The 25,836-nt window shown below is 39.6% G+C and carries 23 protein-coding genes and 1 riboswitch; of the genes, 15 read left to right on the top strand and 8 right to left on the bottom strand.

Annotation, left to right across the window (positions count from 1 at the left end; genetic code table 11):
* Positions 1 to 116 precede the first annotated feature (116 nt).
* The 5 genes from EDC24_RS15220 to EDC24_RS12990 all read left to right on the top strand — a co-directional run bounded on the left by EDC24_RS15220 (position 117) and on the right by EDC24_RS12990 (position 6,420).
* Positions 117 to 260 carry a hypothetical protein gene (locus EDC24_RS15220; protein WP_170158586.1) on the top strand — a complete coding sequence of 48 codons (144 nt, stop codon included), beginning with the start codon at positions 117 to 119 and terminating at the stop codon, positions 258 to 260.
* A gap of 79 nt (positions 261 to 339) precedes the next feature.
* Positions 340 to 1,296, top strand: a complete 957-nt coding sequence (locus tag EDC24_RS13005) for an AAA family ATPase (protein WP_124223321.1) — start codon at positions 340 to 342, stop codon at positions 1,294 to 1,296.
* Between the two features lie 2 nt (positions 1,297 to 1,298).
* Entirely contained in the window at positions 1,299 to 2,567 is a 1,269-nt protein-coding gene (locus EDC24_RS13000) for a DUF58 domain-containing protein (protein ID WP_124223319.1), read from the top strand.
* Positions 2,567 to 4,777 carry a DUF4129 domain-containing transglutaminase family protein gene (locus tag EDC24_RS12995; RefSeq protein WP_124223318.1) on the top strand — a complete coding sequence of 737 codons (2,211 nt, stop codon included), beginning with the start codon at positions 2,567 to 2,569 and terminating at the stop codon, positions 4,775 to 4,777. The genes EDC24_RS13000 and EDC24_RS12995 overlap by 1 nt, the downstream gene beginning before the upstream one ends.
* Before the next feature lie 35 nt (positions 4,778 to 4,812).
* Positions 4,813 to 4,914: riboswitch (purine riboswitch) on the top strand.
* Positions 4,915 to 5,085: 171 nt separating this feature from the next.
* On the top strand, positions 5,086 to 6,420 hold the full coding sequence (locus EDC24_RS12990; RefSeq protein WP_124223316.1) for an NCS2 family permease: 1,335 nt from the start codon (positions 5,086 to 5,088) through the stop codon (positions 6,418 to 6,420).
* On the opposite strand, the gene EDC24_RS12985 is transcribed toward EDC24_RS12990, so the two are convergent.
* The gene (locus EDC24_RS12985; protein WP_170158585.1) at positions 6,421 to 6,852 is read right to left on the bottom strand and encodes an Hsp20/alpha crystallin family protein; all 432 of its coding nucleotides are present in this window, start codon (positions 6,850 to 6,852) and stop codon (positions 6,421 to 6,423) included.
* Between the two features lie 96 nt (positions 6,853 to 6,948).
* On the opposite strand from EDC24_RS12985, the gene EDC24_RS12980 reads away from it, so the two are divergent.
* A complete protein-coding gene (locus tag EDC24_RS12980; protein WP_124223312.1) occupies positions 6,949 to 7,515 on the top strand; it encodes a DUF2179 domain-containing protein in 567 nt (188 codons plus the stop codon).
* Complete coding sequence (locus EDC24_RS12975; RefSeq protein WP_124223368.1) at positions 7,508 to 7,675, top strand: NETI motif-containing protein; 168 nt, start codon at positions 7,508 to 7,510, stop codon at positions 7,673 to 7,675. Before EDC24_RS12980 ends, EDC24_RS12975 begins: the two co-directional genes overlap by 8 nt.
* A 148-nt stretch (positions 7,676 to 7,823) precedes the next feature.
* Here the strand turns inward: EDC24_RS12975 and EDC24_RS12970 are convergent, their stop codons facing one another.
* Positions 7,824 to 8,054 carry a YgaP family membrane protein gene (locus EDC24_RS12970; protein WP_124223310.1) on the bottom strand — a complete coding sequence of 77 codons (231 nt, stop codon included), beginning with the start codon at positions 8,052 to 8,054 and terminating at the stop codon, positions 7,824 to 7,826.
* A 71-nt stretch (positions 8,055 to 8,125) separates the two neighbouring features.
* On the opposite strand from EDC24_RS12970, the gene EDC24_RS12965 reads away from it, so the two are divergent.
* Genes EDC24_RS12965 through EDC24_RS12955 form a run of 3 tightly spaced genes read left to right on the top strand, consistent with a single transcriptional unit; the run spans position 8,126 to position 11,299 of the window.
* Positions 8,126 to 9,874 (top strand): adenine deaminase C-terminal domain-containing protein, encoded by a 1,749-nt coding sequence (locus EDC24_RS12965; protein WP_124223308.1) that lies wholly within the window; start codon positions 8,126 to 8,128, stop codon positions 9,872 to 9,874.
* Positions 9,875 to 9,909: 35 nt separating this feature from the next.
* Positions 9,910 to 10,974 (top strand): DUF3048 domain-containing protein, encoded by a 1,065-nt coding sequence (locus tag EDC24_RS12960; protein ID WP_124223306.1) that lies wholly within the window; start codon positions 9,910 to 9,912, stop codon positions 10,972 to 10,974.
* 16 nt (positions 10,975 to 10,990) lie between these two features.
* Positions 10,991 to 11,299, top strand: a complete 309-nt coding sequence (locus EDC24_RS12955) for a YerC/YecD family TrpR-related protein (protein WP_124223305.1) — start codon at positions 10,991 to 10,993, stop codon at positions 11,297 to 11,299.
* Between the two features lie 57 nt (positions 11,300 to 11,356).
* Here EDC24_RS12955 and EDC24_RS12950 read toward each other — a convergent pair whose 3' ends face one another.
* The 4 genes from EDC24_RS12950 to EDC24_RS12935 all read right to left on the bottom strand — a co-directional run bounded on the left by EDC24_RS12950 (position 11,357) and on the right by EDC24_RS12935 (position 15,523).
* Complete coding sequence (locus EDC24_RS12950; protein WP_245998174.1) at positions 11,357 to 13,201, bottom strand: heavy metal translocating P-type ATPase; 1,845 nt, start codon at positions 13,199 to 13,201, stop codon at positions 11,357 to 11,359.
* Between the two features lie 156 nt (positions 13,202 to 13,357).
* Positions 13,358 to 13,702: a fluoride efflux transporter CrcB gene (crcB, locus tag EDC24_RS12945; protein WP_124223300.1), complete on the bottom strand. Its 345-nt coding sequence runs from the start codon at positions 13,700 to 13,702 to the stop codon at positions 13,358 to 13,360.
* Positions 13,699 to 14,088, bottom strand: a complete 390-nt coding sequence (locus tag EDC24_RS12940) for a fluoride efflux transporter FluC (RefSeq protein WP_124223299.1) — start codon at positions 14,086 to 14,088, stop codon at positions 13,699 to 13,701. The genes crcB and EDC24_RS12940 overlap by 4 nt, the downstream gene beginning before the upstream one ends.
* 52 nt (positions 14,089 to 14,140) lie before the next feature.
* Positions 14,141 to 15,523: a glycine--tRNA ligase gene (locus EDC24_RS12935; protein WP_124223297.1), complete on the bottom strand. Its 1,383-nt coding sequence runs from the start codon at positions 15,521 to 15,523 to the stop codon at positions 14,141 to 14,143.
* A 607-nt stretch (positions 15,524 to 16,130) separates the two neighbouring features.
* Between EDC24_RS12935 and pcrB the strand changes: the two genes are divergently transcribed.
* From pcrB to pruA, 5 genes are all read left to right on the top strand, one after another.
* Positions 16,131 to 16,826, top strand: a complete 696-nt coding sequence (gene pcrB / locus EDC24_RS12925; RefSeq protein WP_124223367.1) for a heptaprenylglyceryl phosphate synthase — start codon at positions 16,131 to 16,133, stop codon at positions 16,824 to 16,826.
* Between the two features lie 13 nt (positions 16,827 to 16,839).
* Positions 16,840 to 19,074, top strand: coding sequence for a DNA helicase PcrA (gene pcrA, locus EDC24_RS12920; RefSeq protein WP_245998173.1), 2,235 nt, complete (start codon positions 16,840 to 16,842; stop codon positions 19,072 to 19,074).
* Between the two features lie 14 nt (positions 19,075 to 19,088).
* Entirely contained in the window at positions 19,089 to 21,086 is a 1,998-nt protein-coding gene (ligA, locus tag EDC24_RS12915) for an NAD-dependent DNA ligase LigA (protein WP_124223292.1), read from the top strand.
* Between the two features lie 12 nt (positions 21,087 to 21,098).
* Positions 21,099 to 22,205, top strand: coding sequence for a CamS family sex pheromone protein (locus tag EDC24_RS12910; RefSeq protein WP_124223290.1), 1,107 nt, complete (start codon positions 21,099 to 21,101; stop codon positions 22,203 to 22,205).
* A 102-nt stretch (positions 22,206 to 22,307) separates the two neighbouring features.
* Positions 22,308 to 23,855 carry an L-glutamate gamma-semialdehyde dehydrogenase gene (pruA, locus tag EDC24_RS12905; protein ID WP_124223288.1) on the top strand — a complete coding sequence of 516 codons (1,548 nt, stop codon included), beginning with the start codon at positions 22,308 to 22,310 and terminating at the stop codon, positions 23,853 to 23,855.
* A gap of 139 nt (positions 23,856 to 23,994) precedes the next feature.
* On the opposite strand, the gene EDC24_RS15215 is transcribed toward pruA, so the two are convergent.
* Entirely contained in the window at positions 23,995 to 24,156 is a 162-nt protein-coding gene (locus EDC24_RS15215; protein ID WP_170158584.1) for a hypothetical protein, read from the bottom strand.
* Positions 24,157 to 24,504: 348 nt separating this feature from the next.
* Positions 24,505 to 25,806 carry an amidohydrolase family protein gene (locus EDC24_RS12900; RefSeq protein ID WP_124223286.1) on the bottom strand — a complete coding sequence of 434 codons (1,302 nt, stop codon included), beginning with the start codon at positions 25,804 to 25,806 and terminating at the stop codon, positions 24,505 to 24,507.
* Between the last annotated feature and the right edge of the window lie 30 nt (positions 25,807 to 25,836).

Below are 25,836 nucleotides of genomic sequence, written 5' to 3'. Positions count from 1 at the left end.
TCCGGTAGTAGAGCGCCATAATCCAGTAGTAATAGATAAAACTGAGATCATTATATGTTCTCGGTTTTAATTTTTTTGTATTTTCTGCTAAATTAAAACAAGAGGAGAGGTTAAATATGGACCGATGCTTTTGTTATGAAAAATTTAAAGATCAGTTGCCAAAAGGAATCAAGATTGAATGTTTTAAAGAAAAATGTCGCAACTACAGAGAGAATATGGAAAAATTAAGCCAAGAGTCACGTGAAGATTCTGTAAAATAGTATAATTTTCTGACAAATAGGCAAACTTTTATAGTATGATAGAGTTAAAGAAATGTTAGGTTTTAGGAGGTAGAAAGGGATGACACAGCAAATGACAACGCAACAAAATAAAGTCGAACAAATATTAGACCATATGGAACAGGTCATTGTCGGTAAACGAGAAGCGATTGAATTAAGTTTAGTCGCTCTACTTGCGGAAGGACATGTCTTATTAGAAGATGTACCGGGTGTTGGAAAGACGATGCTCGTTCGTGCACTTGCCAAATCATTTAATTTGGATTTCAGACGTGTGCAGTTTACGCCTGACTTATTACCATCAGATGTAACAGGGGTTTCCATTTATAACCAAAAGGAAATGACGTTTGAATTTAGACCAGGCCCAATTTTAGGGAATATTGTATTAGCTGATGAAATTAATCGTACATCTCCAAAAACGCAGTCTGCGTTACTAGAAAGTATGGAAGAGAAAAATATTACAGTCGATGGCAACACGATGGAGCTTAAACGCCCTTTTTTTGTTATGGCAACACAGAATCCTATTGAATATGAAGGTACATACCCGTTACCAGAAGCTCAGCTCGATCGTTTTTTAATTAAATTAAATCTTGGTTATCCCTCGACTGACGATGAGATTCAAATGCTTGATCGTACATCTCGGGAGCATCCAATTGACCGACTTGAGGCTATTATGCAGCAGGAAGATTTAATCCAGCTTCAAGAAGATGTGAAAACGGTGCATGTTAGCGATGCTATTAAAAAGTACATTGTGTACCTAATTAACGCAACGCGTACACATCCGTTACTAGAATTAGGTGCGTCTCCTCGCGCGTCTATTGCGATGATGAAAGCGGCTAAAGCTTATGCTTATATTCAAAAACGCGACTATGTTTTACCTGATGATATTAAGTTTTTAACTCAACATGTGCTCGGACACCGGATTATTATTTCGTCTGAAGCGAAGTTTGAGGGTAAATCGGCTACGTCTATTCTCGATGATATTGTAAGAAAAACGATTGTTCCAATAGAAAGAGGATAAGTATGTTAAAACCAATTAGCACTGTTGTACGTTTTTTACTAGTTTTTCTTTTATTGGCAGCTTTGTTCTCGTATGCGATGTTTCAGGGCGGATTCGTAAGCTGGTTTTTATTTTTTGGTTTTCTACCAATACTGGTTTATTCATTTTTAATGATTTTTTATCCTTTTGCCTTACTTAAGGTGGAAAGGCAGCTGTCACGTCGTTATTTGCAAACAGGACAAACATTAAATGTTGAAATAACGATTAAAAGCAGACTACCATTTCCAATTCTGTATTTAATTGTTGATGATCAACTACCTCAAAGCATTAACTATAATGATACAAGGCATTTTAAATATCAGTTTCTAAGAAAACCAGAATCCTTACTGAAACAAGACGCAAATAAAACCATCATATTCCCTAGATTTAGACGTCAAGTGGTTTATTCCTATGACATTCCTTCTATTCCAAGAGGATTGCATGTGTTAGGTGAAATTAAGCTGATCACGGGTGATTTTCTGGGTTTGGTGAAAAAGGAACGCGTTTTCCATAAACCTCAAAATATATTAGTGGAACCTCGTCATGTTAAATTACGTCTAAATAATGAGGTTTCATTTTTTGAAGAAGGGGAGCAGCAAGCATATTCAATTAAAGCCAATCATACCAATCTCGTATCAGGCATTAGAGACTATGCGCCTGGTGACCGCGTATCTTGGCTGGATTGGAAAACAACTGCTAAGAAGCAAAAGCTCGTCACGAAGGAATTTGAACAAGAAAAACATAAAGATTTAACGATTGTGTTAAATCAAATTAAACAGGATGAGAAAGACTGGCTTCCTTTTGAAGCAAGTGTTGAATTAGCTAGCTCTATCGTGCGTGAGTCAATCGATGATCACGGTAAGGTATCGTTTGTATCGATTGGAAAAGTACGTAAAGAGATTTCATTAGAACAAGGACGTAAACAGCTAGATCAGTTGACACGTTTTCTAGCGGAGGTTGATTTAGATGAGGAACAGACACCTTTTTCTAAGAAACTATTAAAAGAAGGCATGCTCATCTCAACCGATCGTAATTTAGTTATCATTACGCACTACATTGACCAACATTTGTTTAAATCACTATTACAACTAAACCAACAAGACGCAAAAGTTAGTCTTATTTGTATACGAAGTAAACATGATATAACGACAAGCGAAAAGAAATCTCTTGATCAGTTGGGGCAACAAGGTGTGATTGTCTCGTGGTTACATGAGGATCAATTGACTAGTAAGTTCATCGAGGTGAATACCTAATGAAAGATATGATGAAAGACAACCAAATAATATCGCTTGTGTTATATGCTGGTAGTTTAATTCTATTATTAGAGTGGGTTTACCCACTAGATGATGTTACAGACACAGCGAACATGTCAGCTTTTTATCTCTTTATGGTCCTGTGCTTTATTTTAACAGCGACGAAATTGCCTTATTGGATTGTTTCGCCAATTAAGTTTATGGGATTACTGTTTGTGATGCATCAGCTGTTTTACTCAGGTTCGTTTTTATCACGAATTTGGATTAATGAAGTATTCACAGACATGCAGATGAATATATCAATGATGTTATCGCAGAATTGGGGAGGTCTCTCTCCAAGTTTTCGAACGTTATTGTTCCTCATATTATTATGGATGATGAGTTATTTACTTTACTATTGGTTTGCAGTACGCAAAAAGCCTTTTTCATTCATATTGTTTACGTTTATTTATATAACGGTATTAGATACGTTTACGGTCTTTAATGCTGAAGGTGCGATCATTCGCGCATTTATCATCGGCGTTGCCATTATGGGTATTGCGCACTTACAACATTTATTAGAAAAAGAAAAAATTAAAATGCCTCAAATGTCCACGATGATGAAATGGATTTCTCCATTACTGATTCTCATTGGCTTTAGCACGGTCGTTGGTTATGCGGCTCCTAAATACGAACCAATTTGGCCTGATCCCGTTCCTTTTATACAAAGCGCTGCTGAAGGAAGCGGAATTGGTGACGGGCCAGGTGGCGGTGTTCAAAAGATTGGTTACGGAGAAAACGATGAACGCCTTGGCGGTGGATTCATCCAGGATGACACAACGGTCTTCTTAGCTCAGTCACCTAAGTCGAAGTATTGGAAAGTTGAAACGAAAGAAGTTTACACCGGTAAAGGTTGGATTCGCTCTAATGATGGAGTGTTTAATCAAAGCAATAGTTCATTAAGAGACCTTGCGCAGTATTCGGACTTAGTAGAACGAAGTGAAGACGAAGCAACTGTTAGGTTTGAATCACCAGGGGTTTTAAATAAGTTAGTTTATAACTATGGAGCAGACCGTGTGACGTCTAATCATGATGGCATGACGTTTGAAGTCAATTCGTTTACTGGTGAAGTAGTGCCTAAGTCTGGAGATTCCACAAATCTACCGAAGGAATATCAGTTAGATGTTCAACGTCCGTTTTATCCAGTTGAAGAAATGAGAAAAATTGATTCATCTGTTGAGGATAATATTGGCGTTGAATATCTGCAACTTCCAGAATCTTTACCTGACCGTGTCGTTCGTTTAGCAGAGGAAATCGTAGATGGTGAAGACAATCGTTATGATCAAGCAAAAGCCATTGAGCAATATTTTACGAATAATGGTTTTCGTTATGAAACTCAGGATGTAGCGGTTCCAAGTGAAGATGAAGATTATGTCGACCAGTTTTTATTTGAATCTCAAGCTGGTTATTGTGATAACTTTTCAACGTCTATGGTTGTGATGTTAAGAGCGCTTGATATACCGGCGCGTTGGGCCAAAGGGTTTACTGGAGGCGAGCGTGTTTTCGGAGAAGATCACTTTGAAGGCGGCGAGCCAGAGTATGAAGTGACTAATAATAACGCCCATTCTTGGGTAGAAGTTTACTTCCCAAATTTGGGGTGGGTGCCATTCGAGCCAACAGTAGGTTTTAATAACCCGACAAACTTCTCGTTTGGCGAGTCAGTTGACGATATTTTAGACCGAGAAAGCCAAGAAACACCTGAGACACCCGAATTACCAGAAGACTCAGAGTCGGATGAAGAAGATGACACTGAGGAGGAAGAAGAAGATAACAGTGGCACTGTATTATCTTTTTCAAAACCAATGCAATTTACCGCTATTGGTTTAAGTGTTGCTATTTTAGCTGTGTTGGTTTGGTTGATCATTAAGAAGCGGTTTAGTCTAATTAGAAGATGGAAACAGCAAAAAATGGCTCGTAATCATGATGTTGATACGTTTACGGATGGGTACCAGTTTATCTTGAAAGTACTGGCAAAGCACGGGTTAGTGTTTAAAGAAGGTCAAACGTTGCGCGAGTTTGCAATCGATGTTGATCGATGGTATGGCCATTCGGCTATGTCAGAACTAACGCGTTACTATGAGCGAGCGATTTATCGGGATGAGCCGATCCAAGATCAACACCATGAAGTTTATCGTTTGTGGAACCGTTTAGTTAATGATTTATTGGCTTGACGAAATATGTCAAAAGGTTTAAAGTTAAACTTGTAATAAAAATATAAGAAACACCTCGTATAATATTGGGGATATGGCCCAAGAGTTTCTACCGAACCACCGTAAATGGTTCGACTACGGGGATTGCATATAACGGAACTAGTCTAAGGTGTGTCGCCTTATGACGTTTTTGCAATTTTCCTCGTAAGAACTCTTGGTTAAATAATCAAGGGTTCTTTTTGTTTACGTGACATTTTTTGGGGGATGAAATTAATGTCATATATGGTTTCTTTCACGAGGTTGTTTCTTCTCTAGGGGGAGGAAGCAAAATGAAAAAGTACTTCAAGTTTGAGGAGTACGGCACGAATTATCGTCGAGAAACGATGGCTGGATTAACGACATTTTTAGCCATGGCTTATATTTTATTTGTTAATCCAAGTGTATTATCATTAGCTGGTATTGAAGAATTGCCAGAAGGCGTTACACGAATGGATCCTAATGCTGTGTTTACTGCAACAGCCTTAGCAGCTGCCATTGGTACATTGATTATGGGGCTATTTGCGCGTTATCCGATTGCCTTAGCACCAGGTATGGGCTTAAATGCGTTTTTCGCTTATACGGTTGTTTTAAACTTTGGCATACCTTGGGAAACAGCATTAGCTGGTGTGTTAGCATCTGGACTAATTTTTATTGTTTTAACTGTAACAGGTGTTCGTGAGCGTGTGATTAATGCGATACCGAACAATTTAAAACTAGCAGTTGGCGCAGGTATTGGGGTTTATATCGCATTTATTGGGTTAACAAATGTTGGGATTGTTGAAGCGGACCCTGATACGTACGTGACACTTGGTAATTTGTCCAATTCATATACTCTACTAGCCATTTTTGGTGTGGTTGTCACGGTTATTCTGTTAGTTAAAGGTTTCAAAGGTGGCGTCTTTTATGGCATGGTCATCACAGCTATTGCTGGTATGCTAGTTGGGTTAATAGACCCTCCAACAGGTGTAAATGATGTTGTCGGATCTGTTCCGAGTTTAGAGCCAACGTTCGGGCAAGCTTTAACGCACTTCGGTGACATTTTTACACTCGAGATGCTAGTGGTCATTATGACATTTTTATTCGTAGACTTTTTCGATACTGCCGGAACATTAGTAGCAGTTGCCACTCAAGGTGGCCTGATGAAAGATAATAAATTACCGCGTGCTAATCGTGCGTTATTCTCAGACTCAGCAGCGACAGTCGCTGGTTCTATTTTCGGTACGTCGACTACGACGTCGTTTATAGAATCTACAACAGGTGTTGGAGCTGGCGGTCGAACAGGTTTTGCATCTATTGTTACAGCAGGTTTGTTCTTGTTGGCCTTATTCTTCTCACCATTATTAAGTGTCGTAACAGCAGAAGTTACAGCGCCAGCACTCATTATTGTGGGAATCTTAATGGCTGCTAATTTAAAGAACGTCGAATGGGACCAATTTGAGATTGCCGTACCAGCCTTTTTAACCGTCATCGCGATGCCGCTTACGTACAGTATTGCAACAGGTATTGCGATTGGGTTTATTTTCTATCCAATTACGATGCTCGTTAAAGGTAGAGCGAAGGAAATTCATCCGATCATGTATGGACTATTTGTTGTGTTCATTCTTTACTTTGTATTCTTAGAGTAATTATTGCTCACCTTCTTCAATTGAGATGGTTTTGGACTTATTAGAGTCGTGAACATCTTTATATAATTTAACAAAGACAAGTCCATGCTCATAACGAGCGTGGACTTTGTCTTCTCTACAACGATAAGGCAGCTCAATCGCCCGGTTGAAACTTCCTTGTATAATTTCCTCTTGAATTAATTCATATCCTTTAGCTGGCAATTCAATTTCTCCTTGTAGGCGTAAGTGGTATCCATCAATTTCGCAGCGAATCTGTTTGATTTGTTGAATTCCGGGAATGTTAATGACACACAAGATTTCGTAGTCTTTACGATAAATATTGATTTGAGGTATGTTCGGTTTTAAAATACTGTCGAATTCATTCCAAAATGACTCACCAAAAAATCGATCTATGTTCTGCCTCCATTCATGCATATGCTTGAATGAGTCCATGTTCATCATCCTTTACAAATCTTCTATGTTAATATATGCAATTGGGCAAATAGTTGATATAATGCATTTATCTGGAAATAAAAGGGGATGTCACATTTGATAGAAAACGGCTTAATCATGCTGGCGATTGTGTTTAGTGTGAATGTAATTTATGTATCGTTACTCACCGTTCGTACGATATTTACTTTAAAAGGTAAACGATACATAGCCGCAACTGTTGGTGTTTTTGAGATTACGTTTTATACAATTGGGTTAGGCTTAGTATTAGAAAACTTAGATCAAATTCAAAACCTCATTGCCTATGCCTTAGGGTTTGGTACAGGTGTTATATCTGGCATGAAGATTGAAGAGAAGCTAGCTATTGGCTACATTACCGTCAATATCATTTCATCAAATCCAGATATCCCATTTACACAAACATTAAGAGAAAAAGGATACGGTGTCACAAGCTGGTATGCTTACGGCATGGAAGGGGACCGTTTAGCCATCCAAGTGTTGACGCCAAGAAAATATGAACTAATGCTCTATAACACAATTAAAGAAATTGACCCAAAAGCCTTTATCATCGCTTACGAACCGCGACAAATTTTTGGAGGGTTCTGGGTTAAGAAAGTTAGAGGGAGTAAGTTAAGACGTGAAGAAGAAAAAATACAGAGTGAGTGACTTCAAATCAATTGATGAATGCGTAGATCAAATTAAAAAAGATGGCTATATGCCGGTTAAGCGTTTTGAAAAGCCAGTCTTTCAGGAAAGTAGCGGCAAGGAAGACCCTGAACCAGTTAGGCAGGAAATTATTTTTGAAGCGGTACGAGTGGAAGAGTAGGGAATTTTTTAGTGCTTAAATCATGTCAATTAGTGCTCAAAAGATTCAATTTAGTGCTCAAAACGATTAAATTAGTGCTCAAAACAAGACTTGCCACAGAAAAAACTGTTCCAAAAGCAATACTTTTGAAACAGCGTTCGAAATTGGACTATTCTTGTTCTTTGTTACTAGAGTCTTGCATGCGCTGTTGAACAACATCAGTAACTGGACAATAGCGGACAATGCCTTCTGCTACCTTCATGGCAGACATGAGCACAATCATCCAATAGCTTTGATTCCAAGGTCGTTTAACTAATTTAACAGCTCCAAAAACCATTAAGAAGAGTCCTACTGTTATTCTAGTTAGCGCGTTAATGGTACCAATGTTTTGTTTTCCCATGTTACCCCTTCCCTTCACAGTTTTAATGTATTAAAATTTTAAGTAACGACAGTTTGAAACGGGGGATTTCAATGAATGAACATCTTTATAGATGGCGCAATCGTCAGCTGCGAGATCACGTTGCTGTGATTGATGGTCATCTAGCACCTACAAAAGTTCTTAAACAAGCGACTTATTTAAATGTCTTTTTAAAAAAATGGCTTACAGCGAATATTTGGATTTATGAAGATCGCATTGTCTATGTAGGTGAGAAGCTGCCAGAGAAAACCACATCTAAAACTGAAATCATAGACTGTCGTGGACAGCATTTAGTTCCTGGTTACGTTGAGCCACATGCTCACCCATATCAGTTATATAATCCCCATTCTTTAGCTGAATATGCACTGAAAACTGGAACAACGACATTGGTAAATGATAACTTGATGTGGCTTTTATTAATGAAGAATAAGAAAGCGTTTTCTTTATTAGATGAAATGCAGAATCTCCCTGTCTCAATGTTCTGGTGGGCGCGTTTTAGCTCACAATCTGAAATGAGAGACGATGAAGAGAATTTCTTAGACGATGAAGAAGTTTTACAATGGTTAAATCATGAAGCCGTCATCCAGGGCGGTGAACTTACGAATTGGCCTGATATTTTATATGAAGATGAGCGTGGACTTTATTGGATGCAAGAAACCAAGCGTCTTAGAAAGCCTGTGGAAGGGCATTTTCCAGGGGCTTCAAAAGACACGTTAACTAAAATGAAACTTCTTGGTGCAGATGGCGACCACGAATCGATCTCAGGTGATGAGTTGTACCGCAGATTAGAGCTTGGTTATTTTGCTGCGATTCGTAACAGCTCAATTCGACCTGATTTAAGAAAAATTATAAATGAGTTACAAGAATATGAACTCGATGTTTGGGACTATGTCCTTTATACAACGGATGGTTCAACGCCTTCATTTTATGATGAAGGAATCATTAATAAATGCATTGAAATTGCAATCGAAGAAGGCGTGCCTTTAGAAGATGCTTATGCAATTGCCACCATCAATGCGGCAAAATATTTCTCTTTAGAGCACCGTTTTGGAAGCATTGCCCCTGGGCGAGTGGCTCATATTAATTTCCTTGAGGCAAAAGACAATCCAACACCGACTTCTGTTTTAGCAAAAGGTGAATGGGCTGTAAAGAATGGAGAAGCAATCGGGCTCAATTACCATGTGAATTGGGAGAAGTTTGGTTTAACAAAAATGAAATTAAAATGGACGTTAGACCAAGATGAGTTACGCTTTTCAATGCCGATTGGAATGAAAATGGTTAATGATGTTATTATGAAACCATATCCAATCAAGTCAGAGTCGGATAAAAATATGCTGTCGCGTTCAGAAGATGAAGCCTATGTCATGCTCATTGACCGTGATGGTGAATGGCGAGTCACATCCTTCTTAAAAGGATTTACGAAAAGTCTCGGAGGGCTAGTCAGCTCCTACTCCAATACAGGTGACATCATTTTAATAGGTAGAAGTAAACGTGATATGATGCTTGCCTTTAACCGCATGGAGGAAATAGGTGGCGGCATCGTATTAGCCCATGAAGGCGAGATTATATTTGAGTTACCATTGGAGATTAAAGGTGTTATGACAGGAATGCCAATGGAAGAGCTAATTGAAAAAGAAAAAGAGATGAAGAAGCTTTTACAAGACTTTGGCTATAAGCATAGCGACCCTGTCTATACGTTATTGTTTTTATCATCAACACATCTACCATACATTCGAATTACGCCGGTTGGAATTATGGATGTCATTAAGAAAGATGTACTTTTTCCAGCGATCATGCGTTAAAATAGAATCATATTAATTTTAGGGGATGTTAATACATGAGAAAGTTTTTAATGGTCTTGTTGATGCTAATGCTTGTTGCATTAATGGCTTGTACAGATGAGGGAGCAGAGGAGCCTCAAGATAATGAAGAAGATGTAGAAGATCCGGTAGATGAACCAGAAGAATCCGAAGATCCAGTTGAAGAGGAGACTGAACCGGAGTTTACTTACCCTTTGACAGGGTTAGAAGCTGACGAAGAATCAACGAACCGAGCATTAGCAGTTATGGTCAATAACCATACCAAGGCTCGACCACAAACAGGTTTAACGAAAGCTGACATGGTTTATGAATTTTTAGCAGAGGGACCGATTACACGATTGTTAGCTATTTACCATAGCGATATAGCCGATTATGTAGGGCCGGTCAGAAGTGCTAGAGAATATTACATCGAAACGGCTAAAGCTCAGAATGCAATATACATTTATCACGGCGCAGCGAATTTTATTGAAGAAGATTTACGCAATGGTTGGGTCGATAACTTGAATGGTGCTTATTACGATGATGACGGATTTTTATTCAACCGAGAATCATTCCGACAAGCACCACACAACTCATATGTATACTTGCCTAATGCTTATGAAGTGGCTGGACAAAATAACCTCGAACGTGAATTTGAGCACGATTCTTGGCAATTTTATAATCAAGATGAACTAGAAAATGTTGATGGTGACACGGCTCAACAGGTAGATTTAACTTATAACAAAACGTATTCCGTATCATATACTTATGATTCTGATAATCAGGTTTACACAAGATTTAGTGACGGTGTCAAAACGAAGGATTTAAATACTGAAGAACCGATGCAAGTCGCTAACATATTAATTTTTGAAACGTCACATGAAGTCATCGATGACGTAGGGAGACGTGCGATCGACCGTGAGTCTGGTGGAAACGGCTACTTAATTCAACAAGGGACAATTAAAGAAGTTGAATGGCAAAATGTTGATGGGCTTATGAAACCTTTTATTGATGGCGAAGAAGCCAAACTCGTTCCAGGTCAAACTTGGGTCAATGTCATTCCGAATTCTCCTGGGCTTGAGCAATCTGTGACTTACGAATAAGAAGGAGGTAATCATCATGCAAATTGATAAGTTAAGAGGACGCGAATTAGATCAGTTATTTGAAGCGATTTTAACCCTTAAGGATGTTGAAGAGTGTTATCGATTTTTCGATGATGTAGCAACGGTGAACGAAATTCAAGCTCTTGCTCAGCGTTTAGATGTGGCACGTATGTTAAGAGAAGGCCATACGTATCATCGCATTGAAGATGAGACAAGCGCATCAACCGCGACGATTTCACGTGTTAAACGTTGCTTGAATTATGGAAATGACGCTTATGAAATGGTATTAGATCGCATTTATGAAAAAGAGGATCAGAGCGAATAGTAAAAAAAGCTTTTGCGTTTCGGACGCAAAAGCTTTTTTATAACTGTAGCCATTTTATTATCCTTTTAATAGACGCAAGCCATTTAATATGACAAGAATAGTACTTCCCTCATGTCCGATGACACCTAGAGGAAGAGTTAAATCTTGTGAAAAGTTAGCGATGATCAGTAGAACAATCACAGAGATTGAGAATACAAGGTTTTGCTTAATAATACGGTTGAGTTTAACAGATAAATTGAAAGAGCGTTCGATCTTTTCAAGTTGGCTTTTCATCAACACCAAATCCGATGTCTCAATCGCTACATCAGTACCGTTCCCCATTGCAATGCCAATATCTGATTTTGCCATGGCTGGTGCGTCATTAACGCCGTCTCCAACCATTGCAACTGAGCGGTAAGTTTCTTTAAGCTTATCAACTTGTGTCACTTTTTCTTCTGGTAAGCATTCTGATATCCAATCTGTTAGTCCAGCTTCACGCCCGATTGAAGCAGCGGTTTGTTCGTTGTCGCCGGTGATCATAATTGTTTTAATACCTTGGTTGTTCAGAAACTGAATAAGGGCTTTTGCTTCGGGTCTAATTTGATCTTTTAACCCGATTATCGCAACTAACGCACCATTTTTCGCTACATAGACCACCGTTTTACCTTCGTTTTGCATCTGCTTGCGTTTATTTTGGAAAGCATCTGGGATATCTATATGATCTACGATTCTTTCATTCCCTAATAACCACACGTCTTGACCTATCCATGCTTTGACACCTTTACCTGTAAGGTCCTCGGTCGCATGAATCTTCACTTGTTTTGATTGATGAGAATCCCCATAAGCAACGATTGCCTTGGCTAGAGGGTGACTAGACTGCCTTTCGATAGCTATAATAGTGTCTAAAACCTGATCCTGATCAGCTTCAAAATCTGTCACCTCTGGCTCACCTTTTGTAATCGTTCCTGTTTTATCAAACGCCATAGCTTTGATTTTAGAAAGTTGCTCTAAGTAAGTACCGCCTTTCATCAAGACGCCGTTTCGTGCGCCAGAACTAATCGCGGATAATAAGGCTGGCATAATGGAAGCAACGACGGCACAAGGTGACGCGACCACTAATAACACCATTGCTCGATAAAATGTTTCATCAAAACTCCATCCGAACGTAAACGGCGGGATGATAAGCATTAATGCTGTTGCAATTAACACGATAATGACATAAGGCCCTTCGATTTTTTCGATGAACTGTTGAGTTGGTGGGCGATTGTCTTTTGCTTCTTCTACTAATCGAATCATTTTTTGAAACAGCGAATCTTCATCACGCTTAGTCACCCGAACTACTATGGATCCACTACCATTTATCGTGCCGTTATATACCTCATCGCCGACCTCTTTTTGAACGGGCATGGATTCACCTGTAATGGCTGATTCATCAATTGATGTAAGCCCGCTGATTATTTCACCATCAGCCGGTACCCGCTCGCCATTCCGAATTAAAATTTTATTACCAATTTGAAGTTCACTAACTTTTACAGACTTCACAGAATCATCATCTGTTAATAGATTAGCTTCTTCTGGTGCAAGCGCAATTAACTTCGATAAATCCTTTTCGCTTTTTTGTAAGGAGTAAGTTTCCAATGCACCACTTAATGAAAAAATAAAAATTAAAATTGCACCTTCATGCCAATAACCGATGGAGGCAGCACCAATAGCCGCAATGATCATCAAGATCTCAACATTTAAACTTTTGTCATAGATGAGGTCTTCGACACCTTCTTTGGCTTTATAATAACCCCCGGTCATGTATGCTAAAATGTATAAAATACTGAGTTCGCTTAAGTACGCTGAGAGTAAAAGTAGTCCCCCAATAATGGAGAAAATCAGCTCTCGATGGGTTGAGATTAATTTTTTTATATGTTGCAACTGTACCCCTCCCGAAACCTGCAGGTAAACCCGAAATACCTGCGGATAAATTCAAAAAACTTGCGTGTAAATCAACGTTATTTACATAAATTATTAAATTATAATCATTATAAATAAATGATAACACACTTCACCCTAGGTGGTAAGTGTTTTGCTTTAAAATAGGAAAAATGTAAGGGTGAAGGCGAGGATGGCACCAAGAATGGTAGTGGTGAGATATAATATGAAGGTGAGCCATTGTTGTTCTTGGATGAGCTTCATCGATTCGACACTAAAAGTAGAGAAGGTTGTAAAGGCTCCAAGAAAACCAACAGCGAAAAAGGTATAAATATATTGTGTTTCTACAAACCAGGCCATTACGATTCCGAGCAACGCTGAGCCGATTAAATTGACTGTTAGGGTTGAGAACGGAAAGGGGTGTTTTTTCTCAAACAAATTAACGACTTCAAAACGGCTAATCGCGCCGAGTGCTCCGCCTAAGGCCAACAATAAAATGTTCATGCTGCTTGGCCTCCTTTATATATGTTTCTCATAATCCAGTAACCGAGCCCGGCTAATAAAAGTCCACCAATTACAGATGAGAAGACATAGGATAAAAAGATGCCGACGGAGTGATCGATTAATAAAACCGCATCAGCAGCGAACGTTGACATCGTTGTAAAGGAACCACAAAAGCCCACGCCGAATAACCAATGTAAGGTATTATTATTTCTAAAATATAAGTAGGCTGTAAAACCGCCTAATAATAGGCTTCCGACTAAGTTTACGATTAACGTAGCAACAGGAAAGTTTGTATGAATGAATACTTCCCCAATTCCTGCTCTAGCTAGAGTTCCTAAAGCACCGCCTAATCCAACCCATAGCCACTGTGCGCGTTTTGTTTGCATCTCTATTCCTCCGTATACAGAAAGCCCCTACGAAAAGTAGAGGCTCTTACCCTTAATAATTAATTTTGTCTTGTAAAAATGCTTTTAATTCAGAAATCGGCATACGTGTTTGTTCCATTGTATCACGATTACGTACTGTCACTTGGCCGTCTTCTTTAGAGTCAAAATCGTAAGTAATACAATAAGGCGTTCCGATCTCATCGTGACGGCGATAACGCTTACCGATTGAGCCTGACTCATCGTAATCAACCATGAAGTCTTGGGATAGCTCAGCAAAAACTTCTTGTGCTTCCTCATTTAACTTTTTAGAAAGCGGGAAAACAGCTGCTTTAAACGGCGCAACTGCCGGGTGGAACTTCATGACGGTACGAGTTGAACCATCTTCAAGTTCCTCTTCTTCATAAGCATCCGCTAAGAAAGCTAGCGCTAAGCGGTCCGCACCTAATGCTGGCTCGATTACATAAGGTACATAACGTTCGTTCGTTTGCTGATCAATATATTGCATATCCTCACCAGAATGCTCAGCGTGCTTGCTCAAATCATAATCTGTACGAGACGCAATACCCCAAAGCTCGCCCCAGCCGAACGGGAAGAGATACTCAAGGTCTGTCGTTGCATTACTGTAGTGAGATAGCTCTTCAGCATCATGCTCACGAAGACGAATTCGCTCATCATCTAAACCTAAATTCGTTAACCACTTATGGCAAAAGTCGGTCCAATAACGATACCAATCTAACTCTTCACCAGGTTTGCAGAAAAATTCCATTTCCATTTGTTCGAACTCACGCGTACGGAAGATGAAATTTCCTGGCGTAATTTCGTTACGAAAACTTTTACCGATTTGTGCAATCCCGAAAGGTAGTTTTTTACGCATCGTCCGTTGAACGTTTTTAAAGTTCACAAAAATTCCTTGAGCAGTCTCAGGGCGCATGTAAATTTCATCAGTTGAATCTTCTGTAACACCTTGATACGTTTTGAACATTAAGTTGAACTGACGAATTTCTGTAAAGTTATCGGAGCCACAATTCGGGCACGTGATGCCTTCTTCTTGAATGATTTTCTCTAATTCATCAAAAGGCATTCCATCGACAACGCGTTCTTCTCCTTTTGCTTCGAAATGATCTTCGATTAAGTGGTCAGCACGATGACGCGTTTTACAATCTTTACAATCAATCATCGGGTCATTGAAGTTACCTAAATGTCCTGATGCTTCCCAAGTTTTTGGGTTCATTAAAATGGCAGCGTCTAATCCAACATTGTATGGTGACTGCTGGACAAACTTTTTCCACCAAGCGTCTTTTAAGTTTTTCTTAAGTTCAACACCTAATGGGCCGTAATCCCACGTATTTGCAAGTCCACCGTATATTTCAGACCCTTGAAATATAAATCCACGGTGCTTCGAATGATTCACTAACTGTTCCATGTCTTTAGACATTGTTTGCCCTCCTTAAATTACATTGCTCAAAAATAAGAAAACTCCCGTCCCACGGGCCGTTTAAAGCCCAGGGACGAGAGTGTATGTATCTCCCGCGGTTCCACCCTGATTGGCATGCCAATGCACACCCTCTTTCAGAACGAAAACTCCAGGTTGCCGTTTCGCTAAACTTTACTTTCAGGCTCGCACCATCCCTGAATCGCTAGGAGTATTGAGTTTAACTACTATAACCCCTTCAACGTTTTATGTTATTTGCTTTCTTATATTAGCATATTGTCCCGTTTAACTCAACTTTTATGTGGTGTGTTAATGCTAATGAGTTTTTAAATGTTGTGAGTTTTGAGTTGTTGTATTGTGACGAGCGAAGGCGGCGACTCCAGCGGAAATAGCGCGAGTCTCGAGACCCCGCAGGCAGGGCTTTCCTGCCGAGGAGGCTCGAGCCGTGCCCGCGGAAAGCGTCCGCCGAAAGCGAGTCACAATAACAACAACGTGTATTACAATTTCTATGTAAAAATTTTGTCTAACTGACAGTGATGAAACGGTAAAACTCACCCCCATTTTCTGATATAATGAAAAAGCGAAGAAGTCAGTTGGAGGAATGAACGTGATTGAAGATTACAAACAGTGGAGACATATATTTAAGCTAGACCCGAATAAAGACATTTCCGATGAAGACCTAGAGAAAATTTGCGAATCTGGGACAGATGCCATATTAGTTGGTGGAACTGACGATGTGACGTTAGATGATGTGCTTAATATGTTAGCGCGCGTCAGACGTTTTACAGTGCCATGTATATTAGAGGTCTCAAACACAGAGTCTGTAACGCCTGGGTTTGACTTATATTTAATCCCAATGGTGCTTAACAGCTCTGATCGTAAGTGGATCGTTGGACTTCACCAAGAAGCGGTGAAGGCTTATGGCGAGTTTATAGATTGGGAAGAATTATTAGCAGAAGGATATATTATGCTGAATCCTGAATCGAAGGCTTATCAACATACAAACGCTTTAAAGACGGACGAGGAAGATGTCATCGCCTATGCTCAAACAGCTGAGAAATTGATGCGACTTCCGTTTATCTATTTAGAATATAGCGGTACATATGGTGATCCGGAATTAGTACAAAACGTTCATGATGCCTTAGATGAAGCTGTGTTAATCTATGGCGGAGGAATTACAACGAAAGATCAAGCAACCGAAATGGCTGAACGGGCCGATATTGTTGTGGTTGGTAATGTGATCTATGACGATATAAAAGCAGCACTACGAACGGTACATGCTGTTAAAAAGGTTAAATCGAATTAAAGGTGGGTTTTAAGTGAGTTTAACAGCGAACGAAATTTTAAGTGGAATGAATCAACCGCAACAACAAGCGGTTCAACATACAGAAGGTCCTTTACTCATTATGGCAGGTGCCGGAAGTGGTAAGACACGCGTCTTAACTCACCGCATTGCGTATCTTTTAGCAGAAAAAGACGTTGCACCTTATAATGTGCTTGCGATTACGTTTACGAACAAAGCCGCGCGAGAGATGAAAGATCGTGTGGAGCGACTCGTCGGTGAGGAAGCGAAAAATATTATTATGTCAACGTTCCACTCATTATGCGTTAGAATTTTACGCCGTGATGGCGATCGTATCGGGTTGGATCGTAATTTTGCGATTTACGATATGACTGATCAGTTAACGACGGTGAAAGAAGCGCTACGCATGAATGATATCGATACGAAAAAATTTGAACCGAAGTCGGTATTGTTTACGATTAGCGGATTTAAAAACCAGTTAAAAACGCCAAAAGAAGCAAAAAACGAAGCGAATAACTATTACGAAGAGATTATGGCACAACAGTATGAAACTTACGAAAATCTGTTAAGAAAAAACCAAGCGATTGATTTTGACGGCTTAATTATGGAGACGTTCAATTTATTTAATCGCGTGCCAGAAGTCTTAAATTTTTATCAAAATCGTTTTCAGTATATTCATGTCGATGAGTATCAAGATACAAACCGTGCGCAATATCAACTCGTGAATTTACTAGCGTCTCGTTTTAAAAACTTATGTGTCGTTGGTGACTCCGATCAGTCCATTTATAAATGGCGCGGGGCTGATATTTATAACATATTGTCGTTTGAAGAAGGTTATCCAAATGCAAAAGTCATTTACTTAGAACAAAACTATCGCTCAACGAGAACGATCTTAGATGCAGCCAACTCGGTTATTGAGCGTAATACGTCAAGAAAGCCGAAGCATTTATGGACGGACAATCCCGACGGGACGAAAATTCGTCTATATGAAGCATATGACGAACGTCAAGAAGCACGTTACATCATTGATCAAATACAAGAAATTAGGGGAGAAGGCAAGCGAGATTATAAAGATTTCGCTGTGTTATACCGCACGAACGCGCAATCGCGTGCGATGGAGGATGTCTTGATGAAGTCGGACATTCCTTATCAAATAATTGGCGGGACTAAGTTCTATGAGCGTAAAGAAATTAAAGACCTACTCGCTTATCTGAGACTTATCGCAAACCCGCACGATGACATTAGTTTTATGCGAGTCGTTAATGTTCCGAAACGCGGTATTGGTAAGACGTCGGTAGAAAAACTGCAAACACACGCAGAAATGAACGATCAATCGTTATACGACGCTGTGCTTGAGTCTGATTTTACTGGCATATCGAAAAAAGCTGTCAATCAATTGCACAGTTTTAGAACGATGATCGAACAATGGCGAAAACAGCAGGAATTCTTAAGCGTGACTGAAATTGTACAGGAAGTGCTGAAACGTTCCGGCTACGAAGAGATGTTGAAGAACGACCGGTCCATTGAAGCACAAGGCCGTTTAGAAAACTTAGATGAATTTAAAACCGTTACACAACAGTTTGAGGAAGTGAGTGACGATCAGTCTCTTATCGCCTTTTTAACAGACCTTGCCCTTGTATCAGACTTAGATCAGTCAGACGATGAATCAGATGATAAAGTTACACTCATGACGTTACACTCAGCCAAAGGGTTAGAATTCCCGATTGTTTTCTTAATCGGTTTAGAAGAAAACATTTTCCCGCATAGCCGTTCGTTGTTTGATGAAGAAGAAATGGAAGAAGAACGCCGATTAGCTTATGTTGGAATTACACGTGCAGAACAGTTTTTATACATGACTTATGCGTCATCACGCACGTTCTTTGGCCGCAGACAAAGCAATCAGCCAAGCCGTTTCATTGATGAGATCCCGGATGAATTAGTGGAGCGAGAAGGTACATTGAGTGGTATGACGTTTGAAGCAGGTGGACATTTTGACCAAGCCATCCAAGACCTTCAAGCGAAACAACAGCCGCCTAAACCTAAGAGAAAAGCTCAAAAAATGCAGCAACCATCTGCAACACCTAAAACGTGGTCTCCAGGCGATAAAGTCGAACACAAAAAATGGGGACAAGGAACGGTTGTTAAAGTCGAAGGAAGCGGAGAAAATGCTGAGTTAGACATTGCGTTCCCTTCACCTGTAGGTGTCAAACGATTATTAGCAAACTTTGCACCGATCAATAAAATCGAATAAAGAGGTGGCCATTCATGAATCGTGAAGAAGCTGCAAAAAGAATAGAAGAACTAAGAGATGAACTACGTCAATATAATTATGAATACCATGTGCTCGATGACCCATCGGTACCCGATCATGTTTATGATCAAAAATTACACGAATTAATTCAATTAGAGGAAGAACAACCTGATTTATTAACAGATGATTCTCCAAGCCAACGCGTAGGTGGCGAGCCGTTAGATAAGTTTGTAAAAGTCGATCACGAAGTCCCAATGCTGAGCCTTGGAAATGCGTTCGGCGAAGGAGATTTGCGAGATTTTGATCGTCGAATTCGTGAACGAGTAAGTGATTATCGTTATGTCTGTGAGCTTAAAATCGACGGGCTTGCAGTTTCCTTGCGTTATGAAGACGGGCGTTTTGTACGCGGCGCAACGCGTGGAGATGGTAAAACGGGCGAAGATATCACGAATAATTTAAGAACGATTCGCAGTATTCCGCTTAAAATTAAAGAAGAAGAGACGATTGAAGTGCGTGGAGAAGCTTTCATGCCGAAGAAATCGTTCCTTGCTTTAAATGAAGCACGTGAAGAGGATGGTCAAGAAGTTTTTGCGAACCCGAGAAACGCAGCAGCTGGTTCTTTGCGTCAATTAGATCCAAAAATTGCGGCGAGCCGTAACCTCGATATTTTTATTTACAGTGTGGGTCAATGGGAAGCTGGTTCGATCAGCAGTCATAGCGAGCGCCTTAAATTCTTAAGAGAATTAGGGTTTAAGACGAACCGTGAGACGAAAACGTTTGATTCGATTGAAGAAGTGATTGATTATACAGAGGAATGGACGTTAAAGCGTAGCGAATTGGATTATGAAATCGATGGTATTGTCATTAAGGTCGATTCAGTTGATCAGCAGGAAGAGCTAGGTTTTACAGCAAAAAGTCCACGATGGGCGATTGCTTATAAGTTCCCTGCGGAAGAGGCAATTACGAAGCTTCATGATATTGAACTTAGCGTTGGGCGAACAGGTGCGATTACGCCAACAGCGATTTTAGAACCCGTTCAAGTAGCTGGAACAACCGTATCAAGAGCTTCATTACACAATGAAGATTTAATTATAGAAAAAGACATCCGAATTGGTGATACCGTCGTGATTAAAAAAGCTGGTGACATTATCCCAGAAGTCGTCCGTGTTGTGACGGACGAACGTACTGGTGATGAGCAAGTATTCCGTATGCCAGAGGAATGTCCCGTATGCGGAAGTAAACTTGAGAAGATCGAAGAAGAAGTTGCTTGGCGTTGTGTGAATCCGAACTGTGAAGCACAGCTTAAAGAAGCACTTATTCATTTTGTATCACGTAATGCGATGAATATTGACGGTTTGGGCGAAAAAGTAATTGAACAGTTGTTTGATAATAACTTAATTCATACCATTGCTGATCTATATAAATTAAACCGTGACGATTTAATTCAGCTCGAACGCATGGGCGAAAAATCTGTTGCTAATTTGCTATCAGCGATCGAAACGTCTAAAGAAAACTCATTAGAACGCTTACTCTTTGGGCTAGGTATTCGTTATGTTGGAAGTAAAGCAGCAGATACACTTGCGTCGCATTTTAAAACAATGGACCAGCTCATGAAGACCTATGCTGAAGATCTAGAAGAAGTGCCTGAAATTGGTTCGAAAATGGCTGATTCTATTGCGACCTACTTTGAAAAGGAACAGGTTCAAGAGCTTATCACAGACCTTAAACAATTAGGCCTTAACATGGATTACTTAGGTGGTACTGTTGAAGTAAGTACGGATTCGATTTTTTATGATAAAACCGTTGTGTTAACTGGAAAACTTGAAACCTTAACACGTGGTGAAGCGAAAGAACGTATAGAAGCGTTAGGCGGAAATGTGACTGGCAGCATCAGTCAAAAAACGGATCTTTTAGTTGCCGGTGAAGATGCCGGTTCTAAGTTAGAAAAAGCGAGAAATCTAGACGTTGAAGTCTGGAGCGAGCAACAACTGATCGATGCACTAGAGGCATAGGGAGTGGAAAACATGAAGAAAGCCACAATCGTATTACTGTCAATCATGATGATGGCAGCTTGTACACCAAAGTTCGAATCAGATGAGGAAGAAGTTATCCAAGAAAATACTGAAAATACGGAAGAACAACAGTCGATTGTTCCGAGTCAAATCTCAGAGGAAGATTATCAAACAATTATTCCGTACCAACCAAGTGCAGCACGAGGAATTATTACGTCCCAGTTGCAAAATTCTTACGATGTTGACGAGTTCGAAAGAGGGCTCATTCGTCATGCGAAGTCAACTTTTAGCCCTGAGGAATATTTGTTTCAAGAAGGTCAATATCTCACAGATGACATGGTCCTTGGTTGGATTGATGATTTAAATCCAGACGATAAGTTTAGTCAAGATTATGATTATCATATGGAAAATCCAAGAATATTTTCGCACGTTCTAGAACATAACTATTTGGTTCGCTCAGGTGAAAATAGTGTTGAGTTAGGCGGTATGGTGATTGGTATTGCCCTAAAATCCCAATACGAATTTTCTATTGAAGGTACAACTCATTACAGAGATATTAGTTATGATGAGATGCTTGAGACGGGTAAGAAAGTAACGGAGTCTATTTTGACTAGAATACGAAATAATGAGGATCTACAAGAGGTTCCAATTATGGTCGCGTTATATCGCCAAAATGAAAATAACGCGATCGTTCCAGGTAATTTTGTTGCTAAAGCAGAAGTTGAGCCTTTGGCACAGACATTTAATGAATGGCAGTCAATAGGTGAGAAGCATGTGTTATTCCCTTCAGATGAAGCTCAAGATGAGTTTACGGATCAAGCTGAGCTTATTAGTGATTTTAGACGTGAAGTAGAAGATTATTTTCCTAATTATATAGGAGTTGTAGGAAAAGGTTTTTATAGTGGTGATGAACTACAAGAGCTGACCATTAATGTAAATGTTGAATTTAACGGTAGACAAGAAATTGTCGGCCTCACGCAACATTTATATAGCTCTGTTTTAGAATATTTTCCGAATCATTATGATATTGACGTGACCATTGAATCTGAACGGAAGCAAGAAGCGCTCATTTTCCGTAAGGCTGGAGAAGAAGAACCTGAGTATCATATTTATGACTAATTTTCTTAATTTTTGAATTTGATTGAGTTATGACTTTCGTATAGAATAGACTATGGAAGCGCTACAATAGCGATAAAAAAAGTATTTTAAGGAGGCTTTTTAATGGTACAACCATACCGTCACGAACCGTTTACAGATTTTACGGTTGAAGAGAACAAAAAAGCAATGGAAGAAGCTTTAAAACAAGTCAAACAAGAACTAGGCCAAGAATATCCATTAATTATTGGCGGGGAGCGTATTTACACAGACAAGAAAATTGTTTCTACAAACCCAGCCAAAAAAGATGAAGTGGTCGGTCATGTATCAAAAGCTGATAAAGAACTAGCTGAGAAAGCACTAAACGTAGCGAACGAAACGTTTGAGTGGTGGAGAAAATCAACAGCTGAAATGCGTGCTGATATTTTATTCCGCGCAGCAGCGATTGTTCGTCGTCGTAAGCATGAATTCAATGCTTGGATCATTCATGAAGGCGGTAAGCCATGGAAAGAAGCAGACGCGGATATTGCAGAAGGGATTGACTTCTTAGAATATTACGGACGTCAAATGCTAGAAATTGACCAAGGTAAGGAAATCAACAGCCGTCCGGTTGAGAATAATCGTTTCACTTACATTCCATTAGGTACTGGATTAGTTGTTTCGCCTTGGAACTTCTTATTCGCAATTATGTGTGGTACTGCGGTATCTCCATTAGTTACAGGAAACACTGTTTTATTAAAACCAGCTAGTGCAACTCCTGTAATTGCATACAAGTTAATGGAAGTACTTGAAGAAGCAGGTATGCCATCAGGCGTTATGAACTACATCCCAGGAAGCGGTAGCGAAATCGGTGACTACTTAGTTGAACATCCGAAACTTCGCTTTGTTAGTTTCACAGGCTCACGTGATGTTGGTACTGGCATTTTCGAAAAAGCGGCTAAAGTTCAACCAGGCCAAAAGTGGCTGAAGCGTGTGGTAGCTGAGATGGGTGGTAAAGACACGATTATCGTTGATAACGATAGTGATCTTGAGCTAGCAGCGGAGTCTGTTATGAACTCAGCATTTGGCTTCCAAGGTCAGAAGTGCTCGGCTTGCTCTCGCGTTGTAGCGCATGAGGACGTTTATGATGATTTATTAGAGCGCGTAAAAGAATTGACTGAAGAAATTGATGTTGGCAATACAACTGAGAAGAACTACTTCATGGGACCTGTTGCTGACCAAGGTGCATATGATAAGATTACAGGTTACATCGAAACAGGGAAGAAAGAAGGTAAGTTAGTTTCTGGAGGAAAAGGAGACGACTCTAAAGGTTACTTCATCGACCCAACAATTTTTGCAGACGTTGACCCTGAAGCAACAATTATGCAAGAAGAGATCTTCGGCCCAGTTGTGGCGTTCACGAAGGCAAAAGACTTTAACGAAGCAATCGAAATTGCCAATAACACAGACTATGGCCTAACAGGTGCTGTCATTACAAACAACCGTAACCACATCGAAATCGCTAAAGAAGATTTCCATGTCGGTAACCTGTACTTCAACCGCGGTTGTACAGCAGCGATTGTTGGTTATCATCCATTCGGTGGCTTTAACATGTCAGGTACAGACTCTAAAGCAGGTGGCCCGGATTACCTTTACAACTTCTTACAAGGTAAGACGCTTTCAGAAATGTTATAAAAAGAAGATTGACCACTTGAAAATTTGGTTATATTTATAATAGAGATGTATAAAATGGGTAAGGGAAGGAAATGCGAAAGCACTTCCTTCCCCTTTCATTGCAGTTTACGCCACAAGGTTGTGGCTAACGGAAACCTATTTAAGCAAATGCCATTCGCTGTCTTGCTTCCGCTAAAAGCAAGGCAGCGTCTTTTTTGCCAATAAACACAACCATTGGCAAGACGATCACAGGTGAGTCAGACAATGTCGTCATCCCACCTATCACCGCCAGTATTACAAAAACACTTTCGTAATACTTCACTGTACACCCCTCCTTTCATCGTTATTGGTCCAACGACAGGACAAGGGCCAACCACTACCTTGCTTTATAAACTGCTTGGTTTAATTATAATAATATTCTGAATATTTTACATGATAAAATAGTACGGATATAGCCTAAGATTTTAATGAATAGGTAATTTTAGCTATCACCTCAATATAACTATTGTTATATTTTTAATTCGTTTTAAAAGTTGTCTTAAAGCCATTTATAAATTACTGATATGTGAAACTAGTAAAACAGTAGTCTAGATTTACTAAAAATTATAGTGAAATTTAACGTGTTGGATCGAGTGGAACATAAGACCTATAAGAAGCGGTAAACCGCTTGTTAACAGCTTAAAGATTGTTCGAATTCTTGTATAAAAGCGTCTAGCTTTTGATCGCTTAAATCTTCATCCAACTTATAATTTAATAACTTTTCCTGGTTATAAACGGCCCCACCTTTAATAATGGTATCTATATCCTTCGTGTAACGAATATCATCTAATGGATTTGAGTTTAAAACTAATAAATCGGCTATTTTTCCAGTAGAAACAACTCCAATTTCATCTTTATTGATCGAGCGAGCTGCTGTAGTCGTTGCACATTGTAAAGCTTGAAAGGGTGTTAGTCCAGACTCAACTAACAATTCAAGCTCTCGGTGTAACGCCATACCAGGATATGTCCAAACGCCACCAGGTGTATCCGTTCCTGCCACAATCGTACCACCTAGGTCATAATATGTTTTGGTGATGGCTTTAAGGTATTCAGTTTGAATGCCGAGTTGATCTTTCAGCTCATCTTTATACTGTGACATTTGATCCCAAATGTTTCGAAGCGAGTCATCAGAAAATCTCTCATCACTATTCCAATGAGATGAAGCATGGTTGGCTTGGTCAAATACAACTGTAGTTGGGCACATGTAAACATCATGTTTTAGTAGTTGTTGGCAAACTTCTTGGAGCTTTTCTAAATCAGGTTGCTCCCAATCAATCAGAAAATCTTGATCTGTGCTTGGAAACCACCCTGGATAAATGGCTTGAATAACTCCTGAGTTATGTTCGAACCACTTTACGCCCATCTGAGCGGCTTGTAACGCATTTACTTTTGAAGAATGAATTAAATCACAACTGACTTCTAGTCCATGTTTATGTGACTCATCCACTACAACTTTCATGATCTCCGGACTTAACCAGCCATAAACCTTTATGAACTGAGCTCCAGCATTGGCTTGTCTTTGAACTTCTAGTCTGGCTTCATCTGGTTCAGAGGCATTGAAACTATAAGGACTAGTTGGTCCCCACAACCCTGGAGGCCCATCTATTAAACGATCAGCAGAATAAATTCTTGGTGTTTGTGCATTATTCGGAGCTTCAATCATGTCGCGTAACTCCATGACATTTCCTGCTGTATTTCTGACAGTCGTAACCCCCGCAGCTGTAAATAAGTGCGCAAACCGCTCTTTAATATGACAGTGCATATCAATGAGTCCCGGTATGACATATTTTCCGTCCAAATCAATCACGTCATCAGCTTCTTCATCAAGATTCCCTACATTAACGATCTGATCTTGTTGTATAAGAATAGAAGATTCTTCTACCTCACCTGTCTCTACATTAATAACTTTTCCGTTTTTTAGTAAAAGGCTCACAATCCTTTACCCCTTTCTTTTATGAAAATT

Origin of the sequence: Aquisalibacillus elongatus (genome assembly GCF_003843875.1) — a bacterium.
GTDB lineage: Bacteria > Bacillota > Bacilli > Bacillales > Alkalibacillaceae > Aquisalibacillus > Aquisalibacillus elongatus.
Note: the sequence above shows the minus strand (reverse complement) of the source record. Positions and strands in the feature narration are given on the sequence as shown.